We start from the raw sequence: 23,074 nt of genomic DNA, 5'->3' as shown, positions 1-23,074 counted from the left end.
GACCGCTTTTTTAAGCGTCGAGAACTCCTCCAAGACTGATAAGCGCCCCGACGGAAGCTCCGGTATGGACCACTCGAACCCGGCGGACGGCGCGGGCGACGCACCGGTGTCCGACCTCGCGGTCGCGCGCGCCGCGGAGCCCCGGCCGATCGAGGCGGTCGCGGCCGATCTGGGGCTCCGTGCCGACGACATCGAACCCCGTGGCGACGGGATTGCGAAGCTCACCCTCGACGCGGTGCGCTCGGCGACCGCGGACGCCGGCGCCGCCGACGGGACGACCGTGCTCGTGACCGGGATGACGCCGACGCCGAAGGGCGAGGGGAAGACCGTGACGACGGTGGGGCTCGGCCAGGCGCTCGCGGGGCTGGGGGAGTCCGCGGCGGTCGCGGTTCGAGAACCCTCGCTCGGGCCCGTCTTCGGGGTCAAGGGCGGCGCCGCGGGCGGCGGGCGCTCGCAGGTGCTCCCGATGGAGGCGATCAACCTCCACTTCACCGGCGACATCCACGCGCTCACGGCCGCGCACAACCTGATCGCCGCGGCGCTCGACAACCACCTGCACCAGGGGAACGACGCGGCGGTCGACGTGCGCCGCGTCGACTGGCCCCGCGCGCTCGACGTCAACGACCGCGCGCTCCGCGAGACCGTCGTGGGGCTCGGCGGTCCCGCCCGCGGCGTCCCGCGGGAGGACGAGTTCGTCATCACCGCCGCCTCGGAGCTGACGGCCGCCCTCGGGCTCGCGGCGGACCTGCCCGATCTGAAGGCCCGGATCGGCCGGATCGTCCTCGCGGAGGACGCCGACGGCGACCCGGTCACCACCGACGACCTCGGCGTCACGGGGGCCGCGGCGGCCCTGTTACGCGACGCGTTCCGCCCGAACCTCGTCCAGACCGTCGAGGGCGTCCCCGCCCTGGTCCACGGCGGCCCCTTCGCCAACATCGCGCACGGGACCAACACCCTCGTGGCCGACAGGGTCGGCGCCTCGCTCGCCGACTACCTGGTCACCGAGGCCGGCTTCGGCGCGGACCTCGGCGCGGAGAAGTTCGCGCACATCGTCGCCCGCGAGGGGATCGTGCCGGACGTCGCGGTCGTCGTCGCGACGGTCCGCGGGGCCAAGCGCCACGGGCTGGAGATGTGGCCGACCGACTTCGACGCGCTGGCCGCGACCGACCCCGAGGCCGTCCGGGCGGGCGTCGACAACGTGCGGCGCCACGTCGAGATCGTCGAGTCGTTCGGGATCCCCGCGGTCGTCGCGGTCAACGTCTTCCCGGACGACGCGGAGTCGGAGCTCGCGGCCCTGGAGTCGACGCTGGCCGACGCGGGGGTCCCGGTCGCGCGCTCGACGGCCCACCGCGACGGGGGCGAGGGGGCGTTCGATCTCGCAGAGCTGGTCCGCGAACGCGCCGGGACGGGGGCGTTCGCGCCGCTGTACGACCTCGACGCGCCGGTCCGGGAGAAGATCGAGACGGTCGCCCGCGAGGTGTACGGCGCCGACGGCGTGGAGTACGTCGACGGCGCCGACGATGACCTCGACCGGGTCGAGGCGTGGGGGTACGGCGACCTCCCAGTCTGCGTCTCGAAGACCCCGTACTCCCTCTCCGACGACGCCTCGCTGACCGGCGTGCCCGAGGGGTGGACGCTCACCGTTCGCGAGGTGTCGCCGTCGGCCGGCGCCGGCTTCGTCGTCGTCAAGACGGCGGACGTGATGACGATGCCGGGACTCCCCGCCGAGCCGGCCGCGGAGGGGATCGACGTCGATGACGACGGGAACGTGACCGGGCTGTTCTGAGACGCCGCCGCGTCCCCCTGGCTCCGTACCGGGAGTTCAGTCGCCGCCGTCGAGCGCCCGCTTCTCCTTCTCGACGACCTCGACGTCGGAGATGCGGGTGTCGGGGTAGCCGCCGTTCGCGTCCTTCTCGGCCGCTTTCACCATGTCCCAGACGACGTTGAGCCCGGTGGTGACGCCCTCCAACGCCTCCATTTCGCAGCCGGTCTTCCCGGTCGTCTCGACGGCGACGGTCAGCTCGATCCGGTCGTCGCCGACGGCGAACTCGGTGTCGACGTTCGTGATCGGGATCTGGTGGCACATCGGGATCGTCTCCCAGGTGTGTTTGACGGCCTGCACGGCGCCGATCCGGGCGGTCGCGAGCACGTCCCCCTTCCCGACCTCGTCGGCCTCGACGGCCGCGATCGTCGAGGGCGTCAGCCGTATCTCGCCGCGCGCGACCGCGCGCCGGCTCGTGTCCGGCTTCGCGCCGACGTCGACCATCCGGACTTCGCCGGACGCGTCGGTGTGGGTCAGCTCGTCCGCGGCGTCACCCGCGGTCACGTCGTCCGCCGATTCCGCCGCCTCGCGCTCGTCACTCATCACGCATCGCCTCGGGAAGCCGGTCGGGTAAGTCCGTCGCCGCGAGGCCGTTTCCGAACTCGGCGGCCGCGGCGTCGCCGGCCCGCCCGTTGACGTACGCCCCGATCGCGGCCGCCCGGAACGGGTCGAGGACGGCCGCCAGGGCGCCGACGCCCCCGGCGAGCACGTCGCCGGTCCCGCCGACGGTCATCCCCGGGTTCCCCGTCCGGTTCAGCCGCACCGCGTCGCCGTCGCTGACGACGTCGACCGCGCCCTTCACGAGCAGCGTGTGGCCGAGGTCGGCGGCGAACGAGCGCACGAGCGCCGCGCGCTCGTCAGGGTCCGACGCGGTCTCGCCGCCCATCCCGACGAGCTCGCCCTGGTGCGGCGTGCAGATCAGCGTCGCGTCGGTGTCGACCTCGGGGACGACGCGGAGCGCGTCGGCGTCGACCACGGCCCGGCCGTCGTACGCGGCGAGGAACTCGCGGACGAACTCGCTCGCGCGGTCGCCGCGCCCCAGCCCCGGCCCGAGCACGACGACGTCGTTGCCGGCCGCCAGCTCCGCGACGCGGTCGACGTGGCCCGGGCCGAGCCGGTCGCCGGGGAGCCCGCGGACGATCAGGTCGGCCGAGTACCCCTGCACCTCTCGCGCGACCGTCTCCGGGCAGGCGACGCGCACGAGGTCGGCGCCGGCTCGGAGCGCGGCCCGCGCGGCCAGCGACGGCGCGCCGGTGTAGGGGCCGCCGCCGACGACGAGCACCTCGCCGTTCTCCCCCTTGTGCGACTCCGGGTCGCGGCCGAGCGCGAGCAGGTCGCCGGGGCCGGTGTACCGCTCCGCGGCCGCCGGGATCCCGATGTCCGCGACCGTCACCGCGGCGTCGAGCGACCCGAGCCCCGGCTTCTCGTCGTGGAAGGTGACGATCCGGTCGGCGTCGACGAACGGGTCCGACTCGGATCCGGTCGGCTCCCCGGTGTCGGCGTCGATCCCGGAGGGGACGTCGACGGCGACGACCGTCGCGTCGCTCTCGTTCGCCAGCCGAGCCGCCGTCCGCTCGGGCTCTCGGAGCGCACCGGTAACCCCCGTGCCGAGCATCGCGTCGACGACCACGTCGGGGTCGCCGAGCGCCAGGTCGGCCGAGTCGGCGACGACCTCGGTCGGAATCTCGGCCGCGCCGAGCGCCTCCCAGTTCTCCCGCGCGATGTCGGTCCGGATCGACTCCGGGCGGCCGAGCAGGTGGACCGTCACGTCGTACGCGGAGAGGAACCGCGCGGCGACGAACGCGTCGCCCCCGTTGTTCCCGCGCCCGCAGAGCAGCGCGACGGCGGCCCCCGGGTCGGCGACCGCGCGCACCTCGCGGGCGACGGCGTTGCCGGAGGACTCCATCAGCTGCTTGCGCGGCACGCCGAGGGCGTCGGCGTTGGCGTCGACCGCGGCCATGCGTTCGGTCGGTATCATGTCTCCGGATCCGCGCCCCGTCGGATTAAGCGTGGGGTCGCGGCGAGGGGGGGACGGCCGCCCGAGACCCGCCGACGCGTCCCCGGCGACCGGGGCTCGCGCCCGGAATGAAAATGTTGAAGCTTTTCGGAGGGGAATCCGGGAGACAGAACCCGTGCGACCCGCTGCACATCCCGACGCGCCGACGCGGCCCGACCGGCTCCCGTCCGCCGCGGACGCGGCGGTCGGCGGATCGGCTCGTCAGAACGTCGTCCGCACCCCTCTCCAGAGCGGTCTCCGGCGGACGACACGCGAACGACGGACCCTCGTATGAACATCGGATTCTTCACGGACAGCTACTTCCCCGGCATCGACGGCGTCACCTACACGATCCGCGCGTGGCGCGATCGCCTGGAGGACCGGGGCCACGACGTGTACGTCGTCTACCCGGCGAGCGATCACGCGCCGGACGAGCGAGAGATCCCCGTGCGGTCGCTGCCGAACCCCTTCTACCGCCAGTACCGCGTCCCGCTCTACCGTCGGCTCTCCACGCTCCCCGACCTCGACGTGGTCCACTGCCACGGCCCCGCGTCGACCGGACTGATGGGGCGTCGCTACGCGAAGAAGCGCGGCGTGAAGTCCGTCTACACCCATCACACGCCGGTCGAGGACTACTTCGTGCAGGGGCTCAAGCTGGAGTCGCTCTCCGACGTCGCCGGCCGCCTCTACGTCGCCTACGAGAACCGGTTCCTCCGCTCGTTCGACTGCGTCACCGCGTCGACGTCGCGGATCCGCCGCGACGTGGCCCCGCGAAAGCTCCCGGTCGGTATCGAGATGGACACGTTCCGTCCCGTCGAGGGGTCGCGGTTCGAGCGCGACGAGCCGACCGTCGGCTACAGCGGGCGGATGACCCAGAACAAGAACGTCGACGAGGTCCTCCGGCTGGCCGAGCGGATGCCGGACGCGCGCTTCGAGCTCGTCGGCGAGGGACCGGTGCGGGGCGACCTCGAGCGCGACGCCCCGGAGAACGTCCGGTTCCGCGACTTCCTCCCGCGCGAGGACCTGCCGGGGTTCTACTCCGCGCTCGACGCCTTCGTCACCGCCTCGACCTGTGACACCCTCGGCCTCTCGACGCTGGAGGCGAACGCCTGCGGGACGCCGGTCGCCGCGGCCGACGTCTCCCCGTTCGACGAGACCATCGGCGAGGCCAACGGTGCCCGGTTCGCGTACGGCGACCTCGACGACATGGAGCGCGCGGTCAGGGACTGCCTCGACGGCGACCGCCGGACCCGCGAGGCGGTCGAGGCCTTCTCCGTGACGCGCACGATCGACGAACTGGAGTCGATCTACGGGGTGTCGTCGTAGATGGGGGCGGACAACGTCGACGTCTTCCAGCGGCTGGTGTTCAGCGTCCCGCCGCTGAAGGCGCAGCTCCCGGCGCTCGTCGCGCTCAGCGGCGTCTACAGCCTCCTCGCGTTCGTCGCCTTCTCGGCGTTCACGCCGCTCTCCCCGGAGCCGTCCAGCGTCCTGCCGGTCGCGGTGCTCCTCTTTCTGCTCCCGTTCCTGTTCGCCGGCGAGCTGTTCCACCGGCTGCTTCCGAACTACCCCCGGTCGTGGAGCTACTTTCTCGCCTTGGTCAACCAGTTCGTCCTGTTCGTCTACTCGCTGGTGCTCTCCGGCGCCAACGACGTCGGGAACGTGTGGAGTATCGTCTGGCTCCTCTTCATCACGATCTACCTGATCAACATCCTCGCGCTCGTCGTCTCGACGGGGATCGACCGCTACAAGCGGATCCTCCTCGTGTCGCTGGCCGAGCCGGCGGCGCTGATCGCGGCCTTCTACGCGTTCGCGGGCGCGGACCTCGGCTTCTCGACGTACCGGCACGTGTTCGCGTTCGCGTCGCTTCTGATCGCGGCCGCGTTCCTCGTGTCGGTGCTCGCGCTGGTCGACTACCTCATCCGGAGCAACACGGACGTCTCCGCGTTCGCGCTCACGTCGGGGATCCTCCGGAACGACCGCGAGTCGCTGGACCTCGGCGTCGAGGCCGAGCCCGCCGTCCAGACCCTCGCGGTCGACAACGGACGCCGGCTGACGCTCGCCGCCCCGTGGGTCCACCCGGGACCGCTGGGCGGGTTCGGCGGCGGCCAGCTCAGCGGGAACCTCATCGACGCGCTGAACGAGGGCGACGACCGCGGCTTCTTTCTCCACGTCCCCTGCACGCACAAGGAGGACCTCTCGAACCCGACCGACGCCGAGAAGATCCTCGACGCGGTCGGCGACCCCGACGGCGCGGGCCGCGCCTCCCGACTCGTCCACGAGGACTACGGCGAGATCGAGTTTTACGGTCGCCGGATCGGCGACGAGCTGGTCGTCTACCTCCACAGCGAGGGGATCGACGACTACGACACCGGGGTGTTCATGCGCGACGTCGACGAGTCCGAGCTCCTCTTGGTCGACCTCCACAAACACGACATCCAGGACGGGCCGACGAAGGAGGTGCAGTACGGCTCCAGCGAGGCCGACCGCCTGAAACGCCACTTCGACGACTTCCGCGAGCGGCTCGCCGAGGAGCCGCTCGACGAGTACGCGGCCGGGTTCTCGGTCGTGCGCGACGACCGGGACATGGTCGCTATCGTCGAGTCCGTCGACGGGCAGGACGTGCTCACGATGGGGATCGACACGAACGGCGTCACGCCGGACATCCGGGAGCTGGCGGCGAGCTACCGCGGCGAGTTCGACGAGGTGCTCGTCTTTTCGACCGACACGCACGCGTCCATCCACGAGCTCGCGAACAAGACCCGGTCGAACGTCGAGGCGTTGGAGGCCGGGATCGAACGCGCGGTCGACGACGTTTCACCGGCGACGATCGGGCTCGAAAGCCGGAGGACGGAGCCGGTCGAGCTCCTCAAGAACGACTACAACGGGCTCGTGTTCAGCGTCAACATCCTCATCCGGCTGACGGTGATCGCCCTGTTGGCGCTGTACGTGCTGCTCGTGTTGTGGCTGTTCTTCTGAGCGGGGGCTCAGCGGGTCGACGTCGCGGCGATCGGCCGTTCGGAGAGCCGAAACAGTAAGGCGGGTCGCCGGCGAACGCGACCGTGTGACAACAGCCACCGCGGGGTCGTCGGGACTGTACGTCGTCCGAAACGAGGTCGACGCCGACTGCGAGTACCACTGCGACGCGCTGGCGGCGGCGTTCCCGACCGCCGAGGAGGCGGACTTCGTCGCGGGCGATCGAATCCCCCTCGACGAGGCGGCCGGCGTCGTCCTGACCGGGAGCACGGCCGCCGTCTACGAGGCCGAGAGCCGACCGTGGATCGCCGAGCAGGAGGCGCTCGTCCGCGAGCTCGTCGAGCGGGAGATCCCGACGCTCGGCGTCTGCTTCGGGCATCAGGTGGCCAATTCGGCGCTCGGCGGTACCGTCGAGCGCGTCGGGACGACGGCGGGGCTCGTGGACGCGACGCTCACCGACGACCCGCTGTTCGACGGCGTCGACCCGGTCGTCGTCTCGTTACACGGCGACGCCGTGACGGAGCTCGGCGAGGGGATGGAGGTGATCGCGTCGGCCGACCACGCCGCCGCGTTCGGCACTCGCCACCGGACGGCGCCGCTGTGGACGGTCCAGTTCCACCCGGAGATCACCGCGGCGCACCGCGACCGACTCCTCGAGGAGTTCGACTGGGACCCGGGTCGACACTCGTTCGACGACGTCGCCGCCGGGCGGATCTTCGAGAACTTCCGAGCGCTCGTCCGCGGCGCGACGGCGTGAGAGACGGCCCTTCATAAGCCCCGACTCCTCGCCGACCGCGCTCACCGCACCGCGTCGATCCCGAGCGCCGAGACGGAGAGCCCGCCGATCAGCGTCGGGAGCCAGTAGACGGCGCCGCGGAACACGAGTACGGCGGCGGTGACGGTCGCCGCGGCGACGCCCGTGGTCGGGACGAGCAGCGCGACGAAGGCCGCCTCGATCCCGCCGAGTCCGCCGGGGAGGGGCGTGGCGCCCGCGACGTACGCGAGCGGGACCGCGAACAGCGCGACCTCCGGCGCGATCGGGCTACCGACGGCGGCGAACGCGACCGCGAGCGCGACCGACTGCAGCGTCCACCCCGCCAGCGAGAGGCCGACCGCGGCCGCGAGCCGGCGCGGGCTCGTTCCCACGCGCTCGATGTCCTCGAAGAAGTTCCGCAGGCGGGTCGCGAGCGTCTCCTCGACCGCGGCGGCGTCGAACCGTTTCAGCCGCCCGAGGAGCCCGCCCACCGCGGCCGGGAACCGGTCGGCGATCGCCCGCCGGTACCGCCAGCCGAGCGCGATCGCGGTCGCGATCGACGCGATCAGCGCGACGGCGACCGCGACGGCGACCTCCAGCCGCTCGCCGACGGCCGCGGTGGCGGCGTACGCGCCGACCCCGAGGAAGACCAGCGAGATGGAGGGAACGACGTTGAGCACGTCGACGCTGGCGATGCCGACGAGCCCCGTCTCGTAGCGCGACCCGGACACCTTCGCGATGAGTGCCGCGGTGACCGGCTCGCCGCCGGCCTGTCCGAAGGGCGTGACGTTGTTCGCGAAGACGGCGCCCGAGTACACGAGGAACGACGTCGCGACCGGGAGGTCGACGTCGAGCGAACCGAGGACCGTCCTGAGCATGAGGCTCCACGCGAGGAGCCAGCAGAGCGCGAGCGCGAACGTCACCGCGACCAGCCCGCGGTCGGCCGCGAACAGCGTGTCGACCACCCGGCCGGCCCCGACGACAGCGAACAGCACCGCGAGGATCGCGACCGCCGCGATCCCGCCGATCACCAGCCCGCGTCGACGCTTGCCGTCCATACGCTGCCTGCGTCGCTGGCGAACTTGAAACGTCTGATCGCGGCCGTCGGTCGCGCGTCGCCTCGGTCCGGCGGTCCGCGGAGGACGTCCCGCGAGCGAGCATCAACAGGAATACAACGATCGGTCGGATACGGTAGCGCAACCTATGGACGACCAGCGGTTCCTCGAGTCCGAGTGGGATTACTGTCTGGTCCTCGACGCGTGCCGGTACGACGTGTTCGAGGACGTGTACGACGAGTACCTCGACGGCGACCTCGAGAAGCGCTGGAGCGTCGGCTCGTCGACGCCAGAGTGGGCCTACCGAACGTTCACCGGCGACCACGACATCGCCTACTTCTCGGGGAATCCCTTCATCAACGACCTCGGCGTCCCGCTGAACGAGCTGAAGTGGGGCGCGAGCTGCGACTACGAGTGGACCGCCTCCGAGCACATCAGCGACATCCACGACGTCTGGAAGACGGGGTGGGACGACGACCTCGGTACGGTCCCGCCGGAGGGGCTCGCGGAGGCGTTCAGGGACAACCCCGAGGCCGTCGAGCGCGCCGACCGGACGGTGCTCCACTACATGCAGCCGCACGCCCCGTACCTCTCGCGCGGGAAGGGCCAGAAGCTCAAACAGATCCAGAAGGGGATCAAACGGCAGGAGGAAGAGGAGGCCGGCGAGAGCGGCGACGCCGAGGCGGCGGACGACGGCGGGCTCCTCTCCTCGCTCACCGACTCGGTCCGGCCGAAGATCGAGAGCCGGTTGGACGACAGCGAGTTCGCGCAGAAGGCGGGGCTGTGGCTGGAGCTCGACCCGGCCGACCTCGTGAAGGATGGCACGCGCGTCACCGCGCTCCGCCTCTACGAGGAGAACCTCCGGATCGCCCTCGAATCGGTCGCTGAGCTGGTCGACGAGCTCGACGGGACCGTCGTCGTCACCGCCGACCACGGCGAGGCGTTCGGCGAGGAGGGCGTGTGGGAACACCACATCGAGACGCACATCCCGCCGCTGATGGAGGTCCCGTGGCTGGAAGTGAAGTGAGCGCCGGCCGGACACGCGTCGCCCCGGCGACTCACGCCGCGCCCCCGCGATGAAGGTCAGCCACTACTTCGAGTTCGAAGACCACGTGACGGGCGGCATCAAGGAGTCGGTCGTCCACCAGCGGAAGATGCTCGATCGAGTCGGGATCGAGTACACCACCGAGCCGACCCTCGACGCCGACGTGCTCCACTGCAACCTGATGGGGCCGCGCTCGGCGTGGTACGCGAAGCGGGCGCGCGACCGCGGCGTGCCGGTGGTGGCGCACACCCACGTCACCGCCGAGGACTTCGGCGACAGCTTCCGGTTCACCAACGCGCTCGCGAAACCGCTCCGACCCTACCTGCGTCGCGCGTACGGGCTCGCCGACGCGCTCGTCTGCCCCTCGGAGTACAACCGCGGCGTGATCGAGGGGTACGCCGACGCCCCGACGACCGTCATCTCGAACGGCGTCGACCGCGAGAAGCTGGCGGGGTTCGAGTCGCTGGAAGACGAGTACCGCGAGCGGTACGACCTAGAGCCCCCCACCGTCTTCCTCGTCGGCCACGTGATCAAGCGGAAGGGGTTGGAGACGTTCGTGGAGGTCGCCCGCGAACTCCCCGACGTCGACTTCGCGTGGTTCGGGCCGCTCGACCTGTCCCTGAAGGGCCGCGAGACGACGCGACTCATCGAGGAGTCGCCCGACAACTGCACGTTCACGGGCTTCGTCGACGACGTCCGCGGCGCGTTCGCGGCGGGCGACGTGTTCCTGTTTCCGACCCACGAGGAGAACGAGGGGATCGCGCTGCTGGAGGCGATGACCGCCGGAAAGGCCGTCGTCGTCCGCGACATCGAGACGTTCTCGTGGCTCGATGACGGCGAGGACTGCCTCAAAATCGACCCCGCAGACGACGACGCCGAGACCGAGGCGTTCGCGGACGCGATCCGGCGGCTGGAAGACCCCGCGCTCCGCGAGCGGCTCGGGTCGAACGCGGCCGCCCGCAGCGAGGCGTTCTCGCTCGACGCGATCGCGGAGCGGTACCGCTCGCTGTACGATCGGCTCGTCTGAGGCCGGACCGCCGTCGGTCGGGCGTTTTTCTCCCCCGGCGGTAGTCTTGTCCAAACCGCAGTTGGTATGACCCTGAACCTACTCCCTGCAGGTAACATGACACGCGTGAGCGTCATCGGCTGCGGGAACATGGGGGGTGCCCTGTTGCGCGGCCTCGCGAGAAACGGTTCGTATCACCTGACAGCGATCGACCTCGATCCCGATGCCCTCGCCGCCGTCGCGGACGCCGCCGACGAGACGACGGACGACGTCGACGCGGCGAAGGACGCCGACGTCGTGGTCCTCGCCGTGAAACCGGACGTGGCCGAGCACGTCCTCGCGGACCTCGACCTCTCCGCCGACCAGCAGCTCGTGACGCTCGCCGCGGGGCTCCCCCGCGGGTACGTCGACGAGCGAACGCCCGCCACGGTCGTCCGGATCATGCCCAACCTCGCGGCCGAGACCGGCGACATGGCCGCGGCGGCGACGAACGAGGGCCTCACCGACGAGGTCCGCGCGATGCTCGACGACGCCGGCGAGTTCGTCGAGGTCGACGAGTCGCTGATGGACGTCTCGACCGCGGTCAACGGGAGCGGCCCCGCCTTCGCCTTCTACCTCATCGACGCGGTGAAGCGGGCCGGGATCGACGGCGGGCTCGAGCCCGAACAGGCGGAGACGCTCGCCGCGCAGACGTTCAAGGGCGCGGCCGAGACGGTGCTCCGCGACGACCGGAGCGTCGACGAGCTCATCGACGCCGTCTGCTCGCCGAACGGGACGACGATCGAGGGGATGGAGGTCCTCTGGGACAGCGACGCCGACGAGGCGGTGATCGACGCCGTCGCGGCGGCCGAGGAGCGCTCGCGGGAGCTCGCCGAGGCGTTCGATGACGAGTGAGGGGACCGCGGTCGGAGCCGTGGACGCCGACGCCGTCGACCGCGCGCGGACCGCGGCCGCCGAGGCCGACCGCGTGGTGGTGAAGGCCGGCACCAACTCCCTGACCGACGAGGACTCGCGGCTCGACCGCGTGAAGCTCGACAAGCTCGTCGCCGACGTGATGGACCTCCGGCGGCGGGGCAAGGAGGTCGTCCTCGTCTCCTCGGGCGCCGTCGGCGCCGGGATCGGTCGGCTCGGAAACGGCGGCGGGAGCGCCGCGGTCGACGTCGACATCGACCGGGGAAGCGACGTGATCGACGAGCGCCAGGCGCTGTCGACGGTCGGCCAGAGCCTCCTGATGCGCCACTACACGCAGAGCTTCGATCGCTACGAACAGCCGGTCGCACAGATCCTGGTGACCGGCGCCGACCTCGACGCGCCGGAGCGGTTCGACAACTTCACGAACACCGTCGAGACCCTGCTGGAGTGGGGGGTCGTCCCCGTCATCAACGAGAACGACGCGGTCGCGACCGACGAGCTCCGGATCGGCGACAACGACATGCTGTCGGCGTCGGCCGCCATCGCGCTCGACGTCGACCTCCTCGTCACGCTCACCGACGTCGACGGGGTGTACACCGGGAACCCGAAGCGGGACCCGGACGCGACGGTCATCGAGGCCGTCGGAACGAACTACGACGCCGTCCGCGAACTCGTCGGCGACAGCACCGCCACCGACTTCGGCGGGATCCAGACGAAGGTCGAGGGCGCGCGCGACGTCGCCGAGAGCGGCACTCCGGCCGTCATCGCCGGCTCCGCCACCCGAGACGTGTTAGCGCGGATCGCAGCCGCTAAACCGACGGGCACGCTATTCGTGCCGACGACCGGTGAGACGAATGAGTGAGACGACCGAGATCGAGCGCGACACGGACGAACTGGTCGAGCAGAGCCAGCGGGCCGCCCTGCGGCTCGCCAACGCCGACGAGGCGACCCGGAACGACGCGCTCCGGTCGATCGCCGACGCCCTCCGGGCGAACGAGGCCGAGATCCTCGACGCGAACGCGCGGGACGTCGAGGCGGCCGAGGGGATGCTGGAGGACGGCGAGTACACGCAGGCGCTCGTCGACCGCCTGAAGCTCGACGCCGCGAAGCTCGAGGACATCGCCGGAATGGTCGAGTCCGTCGCCGGGCAGGACGACCCCCTCGGCCGGACGCTGGCGGCCCGCGAGCTCGACGAGGGGCTGGAGCTGTTCCGGGTGTCGGTGCCGATCGGCGTGGTCGCGACCGTCTTCGAGTCGCGGCCGGACGCGCTCGTCCAGATCGCGGCGCTCGCGCTAAAGTCCGGCAACGCCGTCATCCTCAAGGGCGGCAGCGAGGCGAGCGAGTCGAACCGCGTCCTCCACCGCGTGATCCGCGAGGCGACCGCCGACCTCCCCGACGGCTGGGCGGGGCTCGTCGAGGCCCACGAGGAGGTCGACCGCCTTCTCGAGCGCGACGACGCGGTCGACCTGGTGATGCCGCGCGGCTCCTCCGAGTTCGTCTCCTACATCCAGGACAACACGCAGATCCCTGTGCTCGGCCACACGGAGGGGATCTGTCACGTGTACGTCGACGACGACGCCGACCTGGAGATGGCCGCCGACGTCGCCTTCGACGCGAAGGTCCAGTACCCGGCGGTGTGTAACGCGGTCGAGACGCTGCTCGTGAACGAGGCCGTCGCGCCGGACCTCCTCCCCGACCTCGTCGAGCGCTACGAGGCGGCGGGCGTCGAGCTCCGCGGCGACGCCGCGACCCGCGAGGTCGTCGACGTCAGCGCGGCGACCGACGACGACTGGGACACGGAGTACGGCGACCTCGAGCTGTCGATCAAGCTCGTCGCCGACACCTACGAGGCGGTCGAGCACGTCAACGCGCACGGCTCCAAACACACGGAGTCCATCGTCACGGAGGACCGCTCCGCCGCCGACGCGTTCATGACCGGTATCGACGCCGCGAGCGTCTTCCACAACGCCTCGACCCGCTTCGCCGACGGCTACCGCTACGGGCTCGGCGCCGAGGTCGGCATCTCGACCGGGAAGGTCCACGCGCGCGGTCCGGTCGGCCTGGAGGGGCTTACGACGTACAAGTACTACCTGGAGGGCGACGGCCACCTCGTCGCGAGCTACAGCGGCGAGGACGCGCTCCCGTTCACCCACCGCGAGCTCGACGCCGAGTGGGAGTTCGGCGGACGCTAGGTCTCCGCTCGTCCGTTCTCTCGACTCGTTTTCCTCGGATTCCGGCAGTTCGGATTCTCCCTGTGCGTGGCTCGCTTCGCCGCTCGACTCAAATTTCGTATAGCGACATACGATACATCTGGCGGGTTTCGAACGAAATATCGTTGCTTTCGAAAGGTCGAAAATTTGGGTAAACTCCGGAATCATTACCACGCGCGCCCCCGCAGCGACGGACATGGCCGACTCCGACTGGGGCGACTGGCTGCCGCGCGCGGTCGCGGACGCCGACCCCGACACCGTGGCGCTGTGGTACCTGGGCTGTAACGGCTTCGCGATCAAGGGCAGCGAGGGCACCGTCCTCTGGATCGACCCGTACGTCGGCACGGGCGACCCGCCTCGCACGGTGCGGATGATCCCGGTCCCCTTCGACCCCGCCGACGTCGACGTCGCGGACGCGGTCCTCGCGACACACGAGCACACCGACCACGTCCACGGCCCCTCGCAGGCGCCGATCCTCGCGAACACCGACGCCGACTTCGTCGCCCCCGACGACTCGCTCTCGGTCGCGCGCGAGGACGAGGAGTGGACCGAGCACTGGGACGTCGACGGGGAGGCGTTCCTCGAGGTGACCGAGGGCGACGAGCTGAAGATCGGTGAGTTCACCGTTCACGTCGTCGAAACGCACGACTCGGACGCCACGCACCCGGTCGGATACGTGGTCGAACACGACGCCGGCACCGTGTTCCACGCCGGGGACAGCAAGCCCTCGGATTCGTTCCCGAGGCTCGCCGAGACGTTCGATATCGACCTCGGGATCCTCGCGTTCGGCTCGGTCGGCAACGTCCCCGACAAGGAGACGGGCGAGCCGGTTCGCACGAAGTGGTACAGCGACGAGAACGAGATCGCGAAGGCGGCGAGCGACCTCGAACTGGACCGGCTCGTCCCGACGCACTGGGACATGTGGAAGGGGCTGACCGCGGACCCGACCGCGCTCCACGACCACGTCCGGAGCTTCGAGCACCCGAACCGGCTGGAGATCGCCGAGATCGGCGACCGGATCGAGCTGTAGGCGGTCCGGCCGAAAGGTGCGAACCCCCACCGTCACCACGGGGTTATCAACGCCGAAACCCGGCCCGTGGAATTTAAGCCCCTGCTCCGGGAGGGTCTCGGTATGAGCGAACGGACGGCGGAAGCGACGACGACCGTCGACGAGGACGGTATTCGCGTCGAGAAATCCTTCACCGACGACGCGTTCCCCGTGCCCGCGGTGATGTACGAGCTCTCCTCGACCCGCGAGGACCCCGTGCGCGTGCGCATCGTCGACCGGATCCCGGAGTCGTTCCCGATGGACCGCATCGGGTTCCACCCGGAGTACGAGAGCGAGAACTGGACCGCGTACAAGGACCACCGCGTCGAGTTCGAGCGCGTGCTCGACCCGGGCGACGAGATCGAGACCGTGTTCGGCATCCGCGACGACGACCCGGACCTCGACGGGTTCCTCGGCACGCCGGTGATCGAGCACGTCCCCGTCGGCGAGGAGATCGAGGACGTCCTCGGCACCGGCGACACCGACGCCGTCCGAGAGGTGCTCTCCGGCGACCGCGCGACCCTTCCGGGCATGGGGGGTTCGGACGGCGACGGCGACGACGCCCAGACGTCCCCGGACGCCGCCGAGACGGACGTCGAGGCCGTCGCGGAAGCGGAGGCGGAGGCCGTCGCGGCATCGGACGACGAGGCGGACGCGCCGGAACCCCGAGCCGTCGCCGCGGGCGGCACCGCGGCGGTCACGATGCGCGACGACGATGGGGACGACGGAGTCGACGACGCGGAGTCGACGGTCGAGTCGGAACGGGACGATACGCCGGAATCGACCGACACCACCGACGAGCCGTCGGAACCGGCCGAGCCCGCCTCCGGTTCCGCTCCGGCTGCGGCCCCTGAGAGCGGTCTCGCGGCCGCGCTGGCCGCCGAGATCCGCGCCGGCGAGGTCGCAGAGGAGGACCTCGACACCCTCGAGGAGGAGCTCGGCGCCGGCGTCCCGCGGAGCGTCGACGTCCGGATCGCCCGGCTCCAGTCGAGCGTCGCCGACATCGAGGCGTACGCCGACGCGCTCGCGGAGTTCATCGACGGCGAGGGGACGGCCCGAGAGATCCTCGACGAGCTCGACCGCAAGGTGGAGGCCGTCGAGTCGGAGATGGACGCGCTCGACGACAGGGTCGACGCGGCCGACGCGGACCGGGAGGACCTTCGCGAGACGGTCGGGCGGGTGGACGACTCCGTCGAGGCGGTCTCGACTGAGGTCGACGGCGTGACCGAGCGCGTGGACGGCGTCAGCGACCGGGTCGACGGTATCGACGCGACCGTCGAGACCGTCACGGACGACGTCTCGCGGATCGACGAGGAGACGGCCGCGCTCGACGAGGCGCTCGACGACGTCGGCGACGACGTCGAAACGCTGTACGAGGAGGTCGACGACGCCGCCGCCGCGGCCGAGTCGACGGCGGACCGCGTCGACGACGTGGAGTCCCGGCTGGGCCGCTTCGACGAGGAGTTCGACGACCTGTGGGACGACCTCGCGGAGGTCGACACCCGGCTGACGGAGATCGAAGACCGGCTCGGCGAGGACCTCGACGACGTCGAAGCGGAGATCGAGGCCATCAACGACCACCTGGAAGAGCTGGAGGCGTTCCGGAAGCGGCTCAACGAGGCGTTCGGGCCGTAAGGGCGGCGTCTCGATCGAATCCCTTTCTTCCGCTGTCGCCGAGAACGACCGCCGTTCCCCGCCGACCGAAAGCGCAACCCGTTTTAGCCGCGGCGACCCACCTCGGGTAATGAGCGAACCGGTGCCGGTCGCCGTTCCGCGGAAGGGCCGACCCCTCGAAGCGGTCCTCGAACGGATCGCGAGCGTCGGCCGCGACGAACGGCTGGATCGGCTCGCGGACGGCGTGAGCAACACGCTCCGCTACGAGAAGGCGATCACGAAGGACCGCGTCGAGGCCGACGACGGCCCCTACGAGCGGCTGGCCGAGTACTCCGACCCGGACGCCCCGGCCGAGCCGGAGTTCACGCTGCTGCGCGACGACCGCGACGGGAAGCCCCGGCGGATCGTCTTCGACGCCGCGACCGTCGACCTCGGGGACGTGGAGCTGAAGCTCGTCGGCCGCGAGGAGCCGTTTCGCGCCCTCCGCACCCACGAGTTCGCGCTCGGATTCGACTCGGCGGACCTCGTCTTAGAGGAGGTCGTCGGGATCCGTCCGGAGGGGCTCGGCGAGATCGCCGACGTCAACGAGCGGATCGACCCGGTCGACACCGACGTCCGCGTCGTCAACGGGCTCGGGGACACCGTCTACCACACCCTGATGGCCAGACCGGAGCGGATCGATCCGGGGGCCGACCTCGATCGCGCGTTCCTCGCCGGCTACGAGGGCCCGCTCTGTATCTCGCCCCGGTACGAGCGGCTCGTCACGGCGGTGTTGGGAACGGACGCCCTCGACGGCGTCGAGTTCGTCTATCCGAACCCCGACGAAGAGGAGGAGGCGGGTATCGCCCGAACGGGCGTCGGCGTCTACCTCACCGTCACCGGATCGACCGCCCGCGACCACGGTCTCGTCGTCGGGGAACACCTCTTCCCGAGCGAGACCGTCTTGATGCGGAACGCGGCCGAAAGCGACCCGCGAGTCGAGCGCGCGATAGCCGCCCTCGACGTCGCGGACGCGACCTCCGAGATCCGAATCTGATCCCGGCAGTTTCTATAGCGACATACGATACACTCGTCGCGGACGAACCGTGAAAGCGCCGGCGAATCGCCGACCCTACCGGCGAAGTGCCGGGTTCACTGCCACACGAGGCGCCGATAGAGCACCTCGGAGATTCAGGCCCCAGAGGCGTACTAAAACCGAGAGAGACGACTCTGCGCGTCTCTCGGGACCTGGTGGCCGGGACCGGAACGGAAATTCGATAGGGCGAGCGACGGGAACCACCGGCCCGACGGCGACCCGGACAAACGAGACCAGTCTCGAGTGAGAGATCGAGCCAAATATTCTGACCGCTGGTGAACAACTGTTTTGAGAGTCACATATCCCGTATTCTAGTATCATAGGACAAGATCTTAGCACTAGATTCCTAGATAATCGTATTATAGCGACCGGTATAGAGTCCTACAACTCAGTATAAGTGACCTTATCCGGAATTGTGGGATAGATTGAAGGCGGCGGCCGGAGAAGCCGAATCCGAACGATGAGCGACGATCGCCGCTCGGTGAAGACGTACGTTCCCGCCGAGCAAAAGGATCGGTGGCGGGACCACGCGGACGAGCTCGGGATGTCGCAGAGCGAGTTCGTCAGGACGATGGTACAGGCCGGCCGGCGCGGGTTCTCGACGGGCGAATCCGGGAACCCCGCGGAACCCGATCCTTCGGGGTCTGACCCCAGGGGTGACGGCCTCGAAACGCGGGTGGAATCTGCACTCGCAGACGGCCCGCTCTCGTGGGAGGAACTCGTCGAGGCGGTGGTCGGCGACTTCGAGGATCAGTTGGAGGACGCGCTCGACGCGTTACAGGATCGCAACCGCGTCCGGTACAACGGGCGGAAGGGCGGGTACACCCTCACCGATGAGTAGCGCTCGCGCGCCGGAGGAGGTCTCGGACCCGGTGGGGTACTTCATCGAGGACCTCACGTATCACGGGAAGACGGAGCGCACTCGGGAGTCGTACGAGCGCGTCCTGCGGCGGTTCGAGGGGTTTCTCGGCCCGGAGACGGCGCCCGCGTCGGCGACGCACCGCGACTGCATGTCGTTCGTTCACTCTCTGCGCGGCGACGTGGCGGACAGCACGGTGGCGACGTACGCCGCCTACCTCCACCGGTTTTACGGATACATGACCGAGGTCGGCGTCTTCGAGGGGAACCCGATGACGCTCGTGATGGAAGAGATGGACGAGACGGTCGACAAGGACCCCGCCCGTCGCGACATCCCGATTCCGGCGATGCGCGAGTTCGTCGCCGGGATCCGCCATCCGCTCCATCGGGCCCTCGTCGTGACGCTGCTCAAGACCGGAATGCGGGTCGGCGAGTGCTGTAACCTCGATCTCCGAGATCTCGCCGTCGACGACGCCGAGATTCGGGAGGCGTACGACCTCGGAACGCGTCACGTCCTCGCGGATCGCCCGAATTCGCTGTACGTGACGCCCGACGCGACCGTCGGCGAGAAGCTGAACGGCGAGGTGCGGACGGCCTCGAACAAGCGGAAGCGCGGCACGGTGATCCCCGTCGACGACGAGCTGGCCCGGTCGCTGAAGCGGTGGCTGGCGATCCGGCCCGACAGCCCCTCGCCGGCGGAGCCGCTGTTCGTCGGCACGGCGGAGGGGTGGGGCGAGCGGCTCGATCCGCAGGCGGTGCGCCACGCGGTCGAGCGGTACGCCCGCGATGCGGGCTGGTACCGGACGGGCGGCGGCGCCGCCGAGAACGTCACGCCGCACTACTTCCGGCACTTCTTCACGACGCACCTGCGCGACAGGACCGGCGACCGCGGCGTGGTCAAGTACCTGCGCGGCGACGTCGCCGACGACGTGATCGACACCTACACGCACAACTGGGGCGATCAGGTTCGGGAGACGTACGAGGCGAACGTCTACCGGCTGTTGAAGTAGTTTCAGAGACGGAAATGTATTTTGTTGGTATGAAAACGACGTGGATAGCGTCGTGAGCCGGACGAATAAATCATATGCCGCTATACAAATTTCCTGTCCGCGTCCGGATTCACGCGGTCTCCCGAAATCCCCGGAGAGAACCGGAAGAGCTGCGCTGCCCGAGGAACTTCGATCGCACCTCGTCCGTACGCGCATCTCGGATGCGATCGGAGGTGGAGCGAAGTCTGAGCCGCAGTCGGGAAAGCGGGACAGTACCTGAACACGTTCGGGGTATTCCCCAAGGGGGCATAGTTCGTAGCGCGTGACGAGCACATGTTCGACGACCTCGACGTAGACCGGCGTCCCCTCGTCCTGATCTGGGAGGTGACGCAGGCGTGCGGGCTCGCCTGCCGTCACTGCCGGGCCGACGCGAAGCCGGAGCGTCACCCCGACGAGCTGACGACCGCCGAGGGGAAGCGCCTCCTCGACGACGCCGCCGAGTTCGGCGAGGGCCAGCTGGTCGTCCTCTCGGGAGGTGACCCGCTCGCACGGGAGGACCTCACCGAGCTGATCTCGCACGGCGACGACCTCGGCCACCGCATGACGATCACGCCGAGCGGGACGCAATCGCTGACGCCCGTCCGCGTCGAGGCGCTCGCGGACGCGGGAATTCAGCGGATGGCGCTCAGCCTCGACGGGGCGACCCGCGAGAGCCACGACCGGTTCCGCGGCGAGGAGAGCTTCGCGGACACGCTGACCGCGGCGCGAGCGGCCCGCGACGCCGGGCTCCCGCTGCAGGTCAACACCACCGTCTGCGCCCAGACGGTCGACGAGCTCCCGGCGATCCGCGACCGGGTGCGCGAGCTCGGCGCGGTGCTCTGGAGCGTCTTCTTCCTCGTGCCCGTCGGTCGCGGGCGAATCTTGGAGCCGATCCCCCCGGAGCGCGCCGAGAGGGTGATGGAGTGGCTCCGCGACGTCGCCGAGGCGGAGCGGTTCGGGGTCAAGACCACCGAGGCGCCGTTCTACCGTCGGGTCGGACTCCAGCGCGACGGCGACGACGCCGGGGTTCGCCGACGGGGCGGCATCACGGCCGGCCGCGGCTTCGCCTTCGTCAGTCACACCGGGGAAACGTACCCGTCGGGGTTCCTGCCGAAGTCCGCGGGCAACGTCCGGGACCGGTCCGTGGTCGACATCTATCGAAACGCGGAGCTGTTCGAGTCGCTCCGGAATCCGGACGGCTTCGTGGGGAAATGCGGCGTCTGCGAGTTCCGGCAGGTCTGCGGAGGGAGCCGCTCCCGGGCGTTCGCGGCGACCGGGAACCCGATGGGGAGCGATCCGCTCTGTCCGTACGTGCCGGAGGGGTACGACGGCGAACTGCCGGCGACGCTGACGGACGGGGGGACCGGCGTGCCCGACGCGGCGGATTGATACCGCGCCATTGTCGGACGGAGGCGGCGGGCCGAGTGGTCGGTTCGAGGCCGGCTAACGGTCGTCGGAATCGAGGACCCGATGCGGGACGTTCCTGTCGCGGAGCTTGGACGTGTGACGCGGGATCTCGTCGGTCACCGCGACCAGCAGGACGTCGAGGCCGAGCATCCCCGCCTCCGCGACGGCCTCGGCGGTCCCGAATCGGATGTCCGGGGTCGCGTCGCTCCGGGAAACGAGCGCGTACGCCTCTGTACCGGCGACCGCGAGCAGGCCGTCCGCCGGGACGTGCGCCGAGATCACGTCCGGGTCGGGCGGGGTCTCGTCGGTGACGGCGGGGACGGGAAGCACGGAGACGGTTCCGGTGTCGTAGTCGACGACGCCCTCGAAGTCGGCGACGCCGACAGCCTCACCCTTTTCGGCGCTCGTGACGGTGACCGCGGTCGCGGTGCCGCCCGCGGGGTTGGCGTGGAGGACGCCGTCGCGCATCACCAGCCCGACCTCGCTCCCCTCGGCCACGTCGTCGAGCGCGATGGCGGCGTCGACCTCGACGCTGCCGAGGACGTCGGAGTTGACTCGTTCGAGGTACGTCTCCAGGTCGTCGGTGCGGGAGATGAGCCAGTCGACCCCCTCCTTCGTCACCTCGTACCGGCCGCGTCCGCCCTTTTCGACGTATCCGGCCTCGACCAGGTCCCGGACGTAATCGCTGACCGCCTGCGAGGTCACCCCGATTGTGTCCGCGATCTCCCCTTGGCTCACGGCCGGCTGGCGGGCCGCGATCTCCACGAGCACCTGATACCGCGTCGCGCTCCGCTTGTTCTCGAGGACGTCCGGCGAGCCCCCGCCGTCGGCGTCGGCCATTATCGGGCGTTCGGCGGCCGCAACTAAAGTAGTGTTGTATACCGAGGCGCGTGTTCGCGCCGGCCGACGCCTCTCACCGACCGAGGGAAAGTGTCTTTTCTGTCGAACAACCCCAGTTGGGTCGGATTTTGGTCGACTTGTGTACCGGAGCGCCGACTCCGCGAGAGAGCGGCCGTCGCTCCGACCGGCCCCGACCGATCAGCGTCGGGCGTCGTCGACGTCGCTACAGCGGCAGAACGCCGTCGTCACCGTCGTCCGATCCGTCGTCGGTGGTGTTGTCGTCGGTACCGTCGTCGTCGCTGGTGTTACCGCCGGTGGAGTCTCCGTCATCAGTGGTGTCGTCGTCGGTACTGCTCCCGTCGTCGGTCTCGTTCCCGCCGTCTGTGGTGTCGTCGCCCGTCCCGGACCCGTCGCCGTCGGCACCGCTCCCGTCGGCGTCGCCCGAGTCGCGCACGTCGTCGCCCTCGTCGAAGATGTCGGTCTCGATCGTCTCCTCGTAGGTCAGCTCGTCGAGCGGCACGGTGACCTGCTCGCCGCTCGGGAACTCGATCACGGCGTAGAACTCGATCCGGAGCTGGCTCACCTGATGGCCGCGGACCTCCTCGTCGAGGTGCGTGACCCACCACTCGTCGAGGCGGGGATTTCGGAGCGCGGTCGTGAACTCGATCGTCTCGGAGCTCCGCGAGGGGATCACGTACCCCTCCTCGGTCCGCCCCGTGGCCATCTCGACGTCGTTCATCGTGACGTCGTAGCCGATCTCCGTGATCGCGTACGGTTCGAGGTTCGGGTTGTACACCGTGAACGCCATGTCGATCGGGGTCTCGGCCTCGCTGACGCTCCCCCACTCGCCCCGCGTCTCGTTGACGTAGAGGACCGGGTCGTCGGTCAGCGGGCTGTCGGCGTTGACCGGTCGGGTCTCGTTCGAGTTGAAGGCGCCGAGCAGGTCGGTCGTGATCTCGCGGCTCCGACTGAACTCCACGGTCCGGCCGAGCAGGTCCGAGGTGACGCTGGCGTCGATACCGACGTCGGTCCGCTCGCCGTTGCGGATGTGAGTGACCCACCACGGCGGGATCGCGTCGTTCCGCAGGTCCGTTTCGAGGGGTATCGTGGAGTTGCCGGACTCGACGGTCACCCCCTCGCGGCCGCCCTGCGCCATCTCGACGTCGTTCATCGAGACGGTGTAGTTCACGGAGACGCCGTCGAGCCCGACGCCGACCGGGTTCGGGTTCGAGACGACCAGGTCCGTCTTCACTTCGGTCGTCTCGTTCGTCACGTTGCCGAAGGTGTTGTCGACCGCCGCGACGCCCGGGACGCCGAGGATCCCGGCGGCGAACGCGCCGCCGACGGCGCCCCCGAGGACAACGAGCCCGACGAGAGCGATCCTGAGCTTCGACCCCGTGAGCGCCCCGAGCGCGTCTCCGAGCTTCATAC

General features: G+C 70.1%; 20 protein-coding genes. 15 read left to right on the top strand and 5 right to left on the bottom strand.

Translation table 11 applies throughout. From position 1 onward, the window contains the following. The first annotated feature begins 64 nt into the window (after window positions 1-64). Complete coding sequence (locus tag B4V04_RS02165) at window positions 65-1,786, top strand: formate--tetrahydrofolate ligase (protein WP_498228772.1); 1,722 nt, start codon at window positions 65-67, stop codon at window positions 1,784-1,786. A 36-nt stretch (window positions 1,787-1,822) separates the two neighbouring features. On the opposite strand, the gene moaC is transcribed toward B4V04_RS02165, so the two are convergent. After that, window positions 1,823-2,365 carry a cyclic pyranopterin monophosphate synthase MoaC gene (moaC, locus tag B4V04_RS02160; RefSeq protein WP_498228770.1) on the bottom strand — a complete coding sequence of 181 codons (543 nt, stop codon included), beginning with the start codon at window positions 2,363-2,365 and terminating at the stop codon, window positions 1,823-1,825. Continuing rightward, window positions 2,358-3,800, bottom strand: a complete 1,443-nt coding sequence (locus tag B4V04_RS02155; protein ID WP_498228768.1) for an NAD(P)H-hydrate dehydratase — start codon at window positions 3,798-3,800, stop codon at window positions 2,358-2,360. Before B4V04_RS02155 ends, moaC begins: the two co-directional genes overlap by 8 nt. Window positions 3,801-4,109: 309 nt before the next feature. Between B4V04_RS02155 and B4V04_RS02150 the strand changes: the two genes are divergently transcribed. The 3 genes from B4V04_RS02150 to B4V04_RS02140 all read left to right on the top strand — a co-directional run bounded on the left by B4V04_RS02150 (window position 4,110) and on the right by B4V04_RS02140 (window position 7,548). Further along, window positions 4,110-5,144 (top strand): glycosyltransferase, encoded by a 1,035-nt coding sequence (locus tag B4V04_RS02150; protein WP_498228766.1) that lies wholly within the window; start codon window positions 4,110-4,112, stop codon window positions 5,142-5,144. Next, window positions 5,145-6,794 carry a DUF2070 family protein gene (locus B4V04_RS02145; protein WP_498228764.1) on the top strand — a complete coding sequence of 550 codons (1,650 nt, stop codon included), beginning with the start codon at window positions 5,145-5,147 and terminating at the stop codon, window positions 6,792-6,794. An 85-nt stretch (window positions 6,795-6,879) separates the two neighbouring features. Next, window positions 6,880-7,548, top strand: coding sequence for a type 1 glutamine amidotransferase (locus B4V04_RS02140; protein ID WP_498228762.1), 669 nt, complete (start codon window positions 6,880-6,882; stop codon window positions 7,546-7,548). 41 nt (window positions 7,549-7,589) lie between these two features. On the opposite strand, the gene B4V04_RS02135 is transcribed toward B4V04_RS02140, so the two are convergent. After that, on the bottom strand, window positions 7,590-8,603 hold the full coding sequence (locus B4V04_RS02135; protein WP_498228760.1) for a lysylphosphatidylglycerol synthase transmembrane domain-containing protein: 1,014 nt from the start codon (window positions 8,601-8,603) through the stop codon (window positions 7,590-7,592). 145 nt (window positions 8,604-8,748) lie between these two features. On the opposite strand from B4V04_RS02135, the gene B4V04_RS02130 reads away from it, so the two are divergent. The 11 genes from B4V04_RS02130 to B4V04_RS02080 all read left to right on the top strand — a co-directional run bounded on the left by B4V04_RS02130 (window position 8,749) and on the right by B4V04_RS02080 (window position 20,785). Further along, the gene (locus B4V04_RS02130; RefSeq protein ID WP_498228759.1) at window positions 8,749-9,627 is read left to right on the top strand and encodes a hypothetical protein; all 879 of its coding nucleotides are present in this window, start codon (window positions 8,749-8,751) and stop codon (window positions 9,625-9,627) included. A gap of 49 nt (window positions 9,628-9,676) precedes the next feature. Continuing rightward, window positions 9,677-10,672 (top strand): glycosyltransferase family 4 protein, encoded by a 996-nt coding sequence (locus B4V04_RS02125; RefSeq protein ID WP_498228757.1) that lies wholly within the window; start codon window positions 9,677-9,679, stop codon window positions 10,670-10,672. 96 nt (window positions 10,673-10,768) lie between these two features. Then, the gene (proC, locus tag B4V04_RS02120) at window positions 10,769-11,545 is read left to right on the top strand and encodes a pyrroline-5-carboxylate reductase (protein ID WP_498228756.1); all 777 of its coding nucleotides are present in this window, start codon (window positions 10,769-10,771) and stop codon (window positions 11,543-11,545) included. Further along, entirely contained in the window at window positions 11,535-12,425 is an 891-nt protein-coding gene (proB, locus tag B4V04_RS02115; RefSeq protein WP_498228754.1) for a glutamate 5-kinase, read from the top strand. Before proC ends, proB begins: the two co-directional genes overlap by 11 nt. Then, the gene (locus B4V04_RS02110) at window positions 12,418-13,755 is read left to right on the top strand and encodes a glutamate-5-semialdehyde dehydrogenase (protein ID WP_498228752.1); all 1,338 of its coding nucleotides are present in this window, start codon (window positions 12,418-12,420) and stop codon (window positions 13,753-13,755) included. The genes proB and B4V04_RS02110 overlap by 8 nt, the downstream gene beginning before the upstream one ends. 214 nt (window positions 13,756-13,969) lie before the next feature. Beyond that, window positions 13,970-14,803, top strand: coding sequence for an MBL fold metallo-hydrolase (locus tag B4V04_RS02105; RefSeq protein ID WP_498228751.1), 834 nt, complete (start codon window positions 13,970-13,972; stop codon window positions 14,801-14,803). Window positions 14,804-14,905: 102 nt separating this feature from the next. Further along, on the top strand, window positions 14,906-16,456 hold the full coding sequence (locus tag B4V04_RS02100; RefSeq protein WP_498228749.1) for a hypothetical protein: 1,551 nt from the start codon (window positions 14,906-14,908) through the stop codon (window positions 16,454-16,456). 109 nt (window positions 16,457-16,565) lie between these two features. Next, window positions 16,566-17,471, top strand: coding sequence for a phosphoribosyltransferase HisG-related protein (locus B4V04_RS02095; RefSeq protein ID WP_498228747.1), 906 nt, complete (start codon window positions 16,566-16,568; stop codon window positions 17,469-17,471). Between the two features lie 499 nt (window positions 17,472-17,970). After that, window positions 17,971-18,351 (top strand): DUF5805 domain-containing protein, encoded by a 381-nt coding sequence (locus tag B4V04_RS02090; RefSeq protein ID WP_498228745.1) that lies wholly within the window; start codon window positions 17,971-17,973, stop codon window positions 18,349-18,351. Beyond that, window positions 18,344-19,378: a tyrosine-type recombinase/integrase gene (locus tag B4V04_RS02085; protein WP_498228743.1), complete on the top strand. Its 1,035-nt coding sequence runs from the start codon at window positions 18,344-18,346 to the stop codon at window positions 19,376-19,378. The genes B4V04_RS02090 and B4V04_RS02085 overlap by 8 nt, the downstream gene beginning before the upstream one ends. Window positions 19,379-19,690: 312 nt before the next feature. Continuing rightward, window positions 19,691-20,785 (top strand): radical SAM protein, encoded by a 1,095-nt coding sequence (locus B4V04_RS02080; protein ID WP_498228742.1) that lies wholly within the window; start codon window positions 19,691-19,693, stop codon window positions 20,783-20,785. A gap of 54 nt (window positions 20,786-20,839) precedes the next feature. Here B4V04_RS02080 and B4V04_RS02075 read toward each other — a convergent pair whose 3' ends face one another. Beyond that, window positions 20,840-21,643 (bottom strand): DUF7839 domain-containing protein, encoded by an 804-nt coding sequence (locus B4V04_RS02075; RefSeq protein WP_498228740.1) that lies wholly within the window; start codon window positions 21,641-21,643, stop codon window positions 20,840-20,842. A 223-nt stretch (window positions 21,644-21,866) separates the two neighbouring features. Further along, a complete protein-coding gene (locus B4V04_RS02070) occupies window positions 21,867-23,072 on the bottom strand; it encodes an LEA/WHy family protein (protein ID WP_498228738.1) in 1,206 nt (401 codons plus the stop codon). Window positions 23,073-23,074 lie beyond the last annotated feature (2 nt).

The sequence above is a fragment of the Halorubrum sp. B52 genome (genome assembly GCF_059752555.1).
Note: the sequence above shows the minus strand (reverse complement) of the source record. Positions and strands in the feature narration are given on the sequence as shown.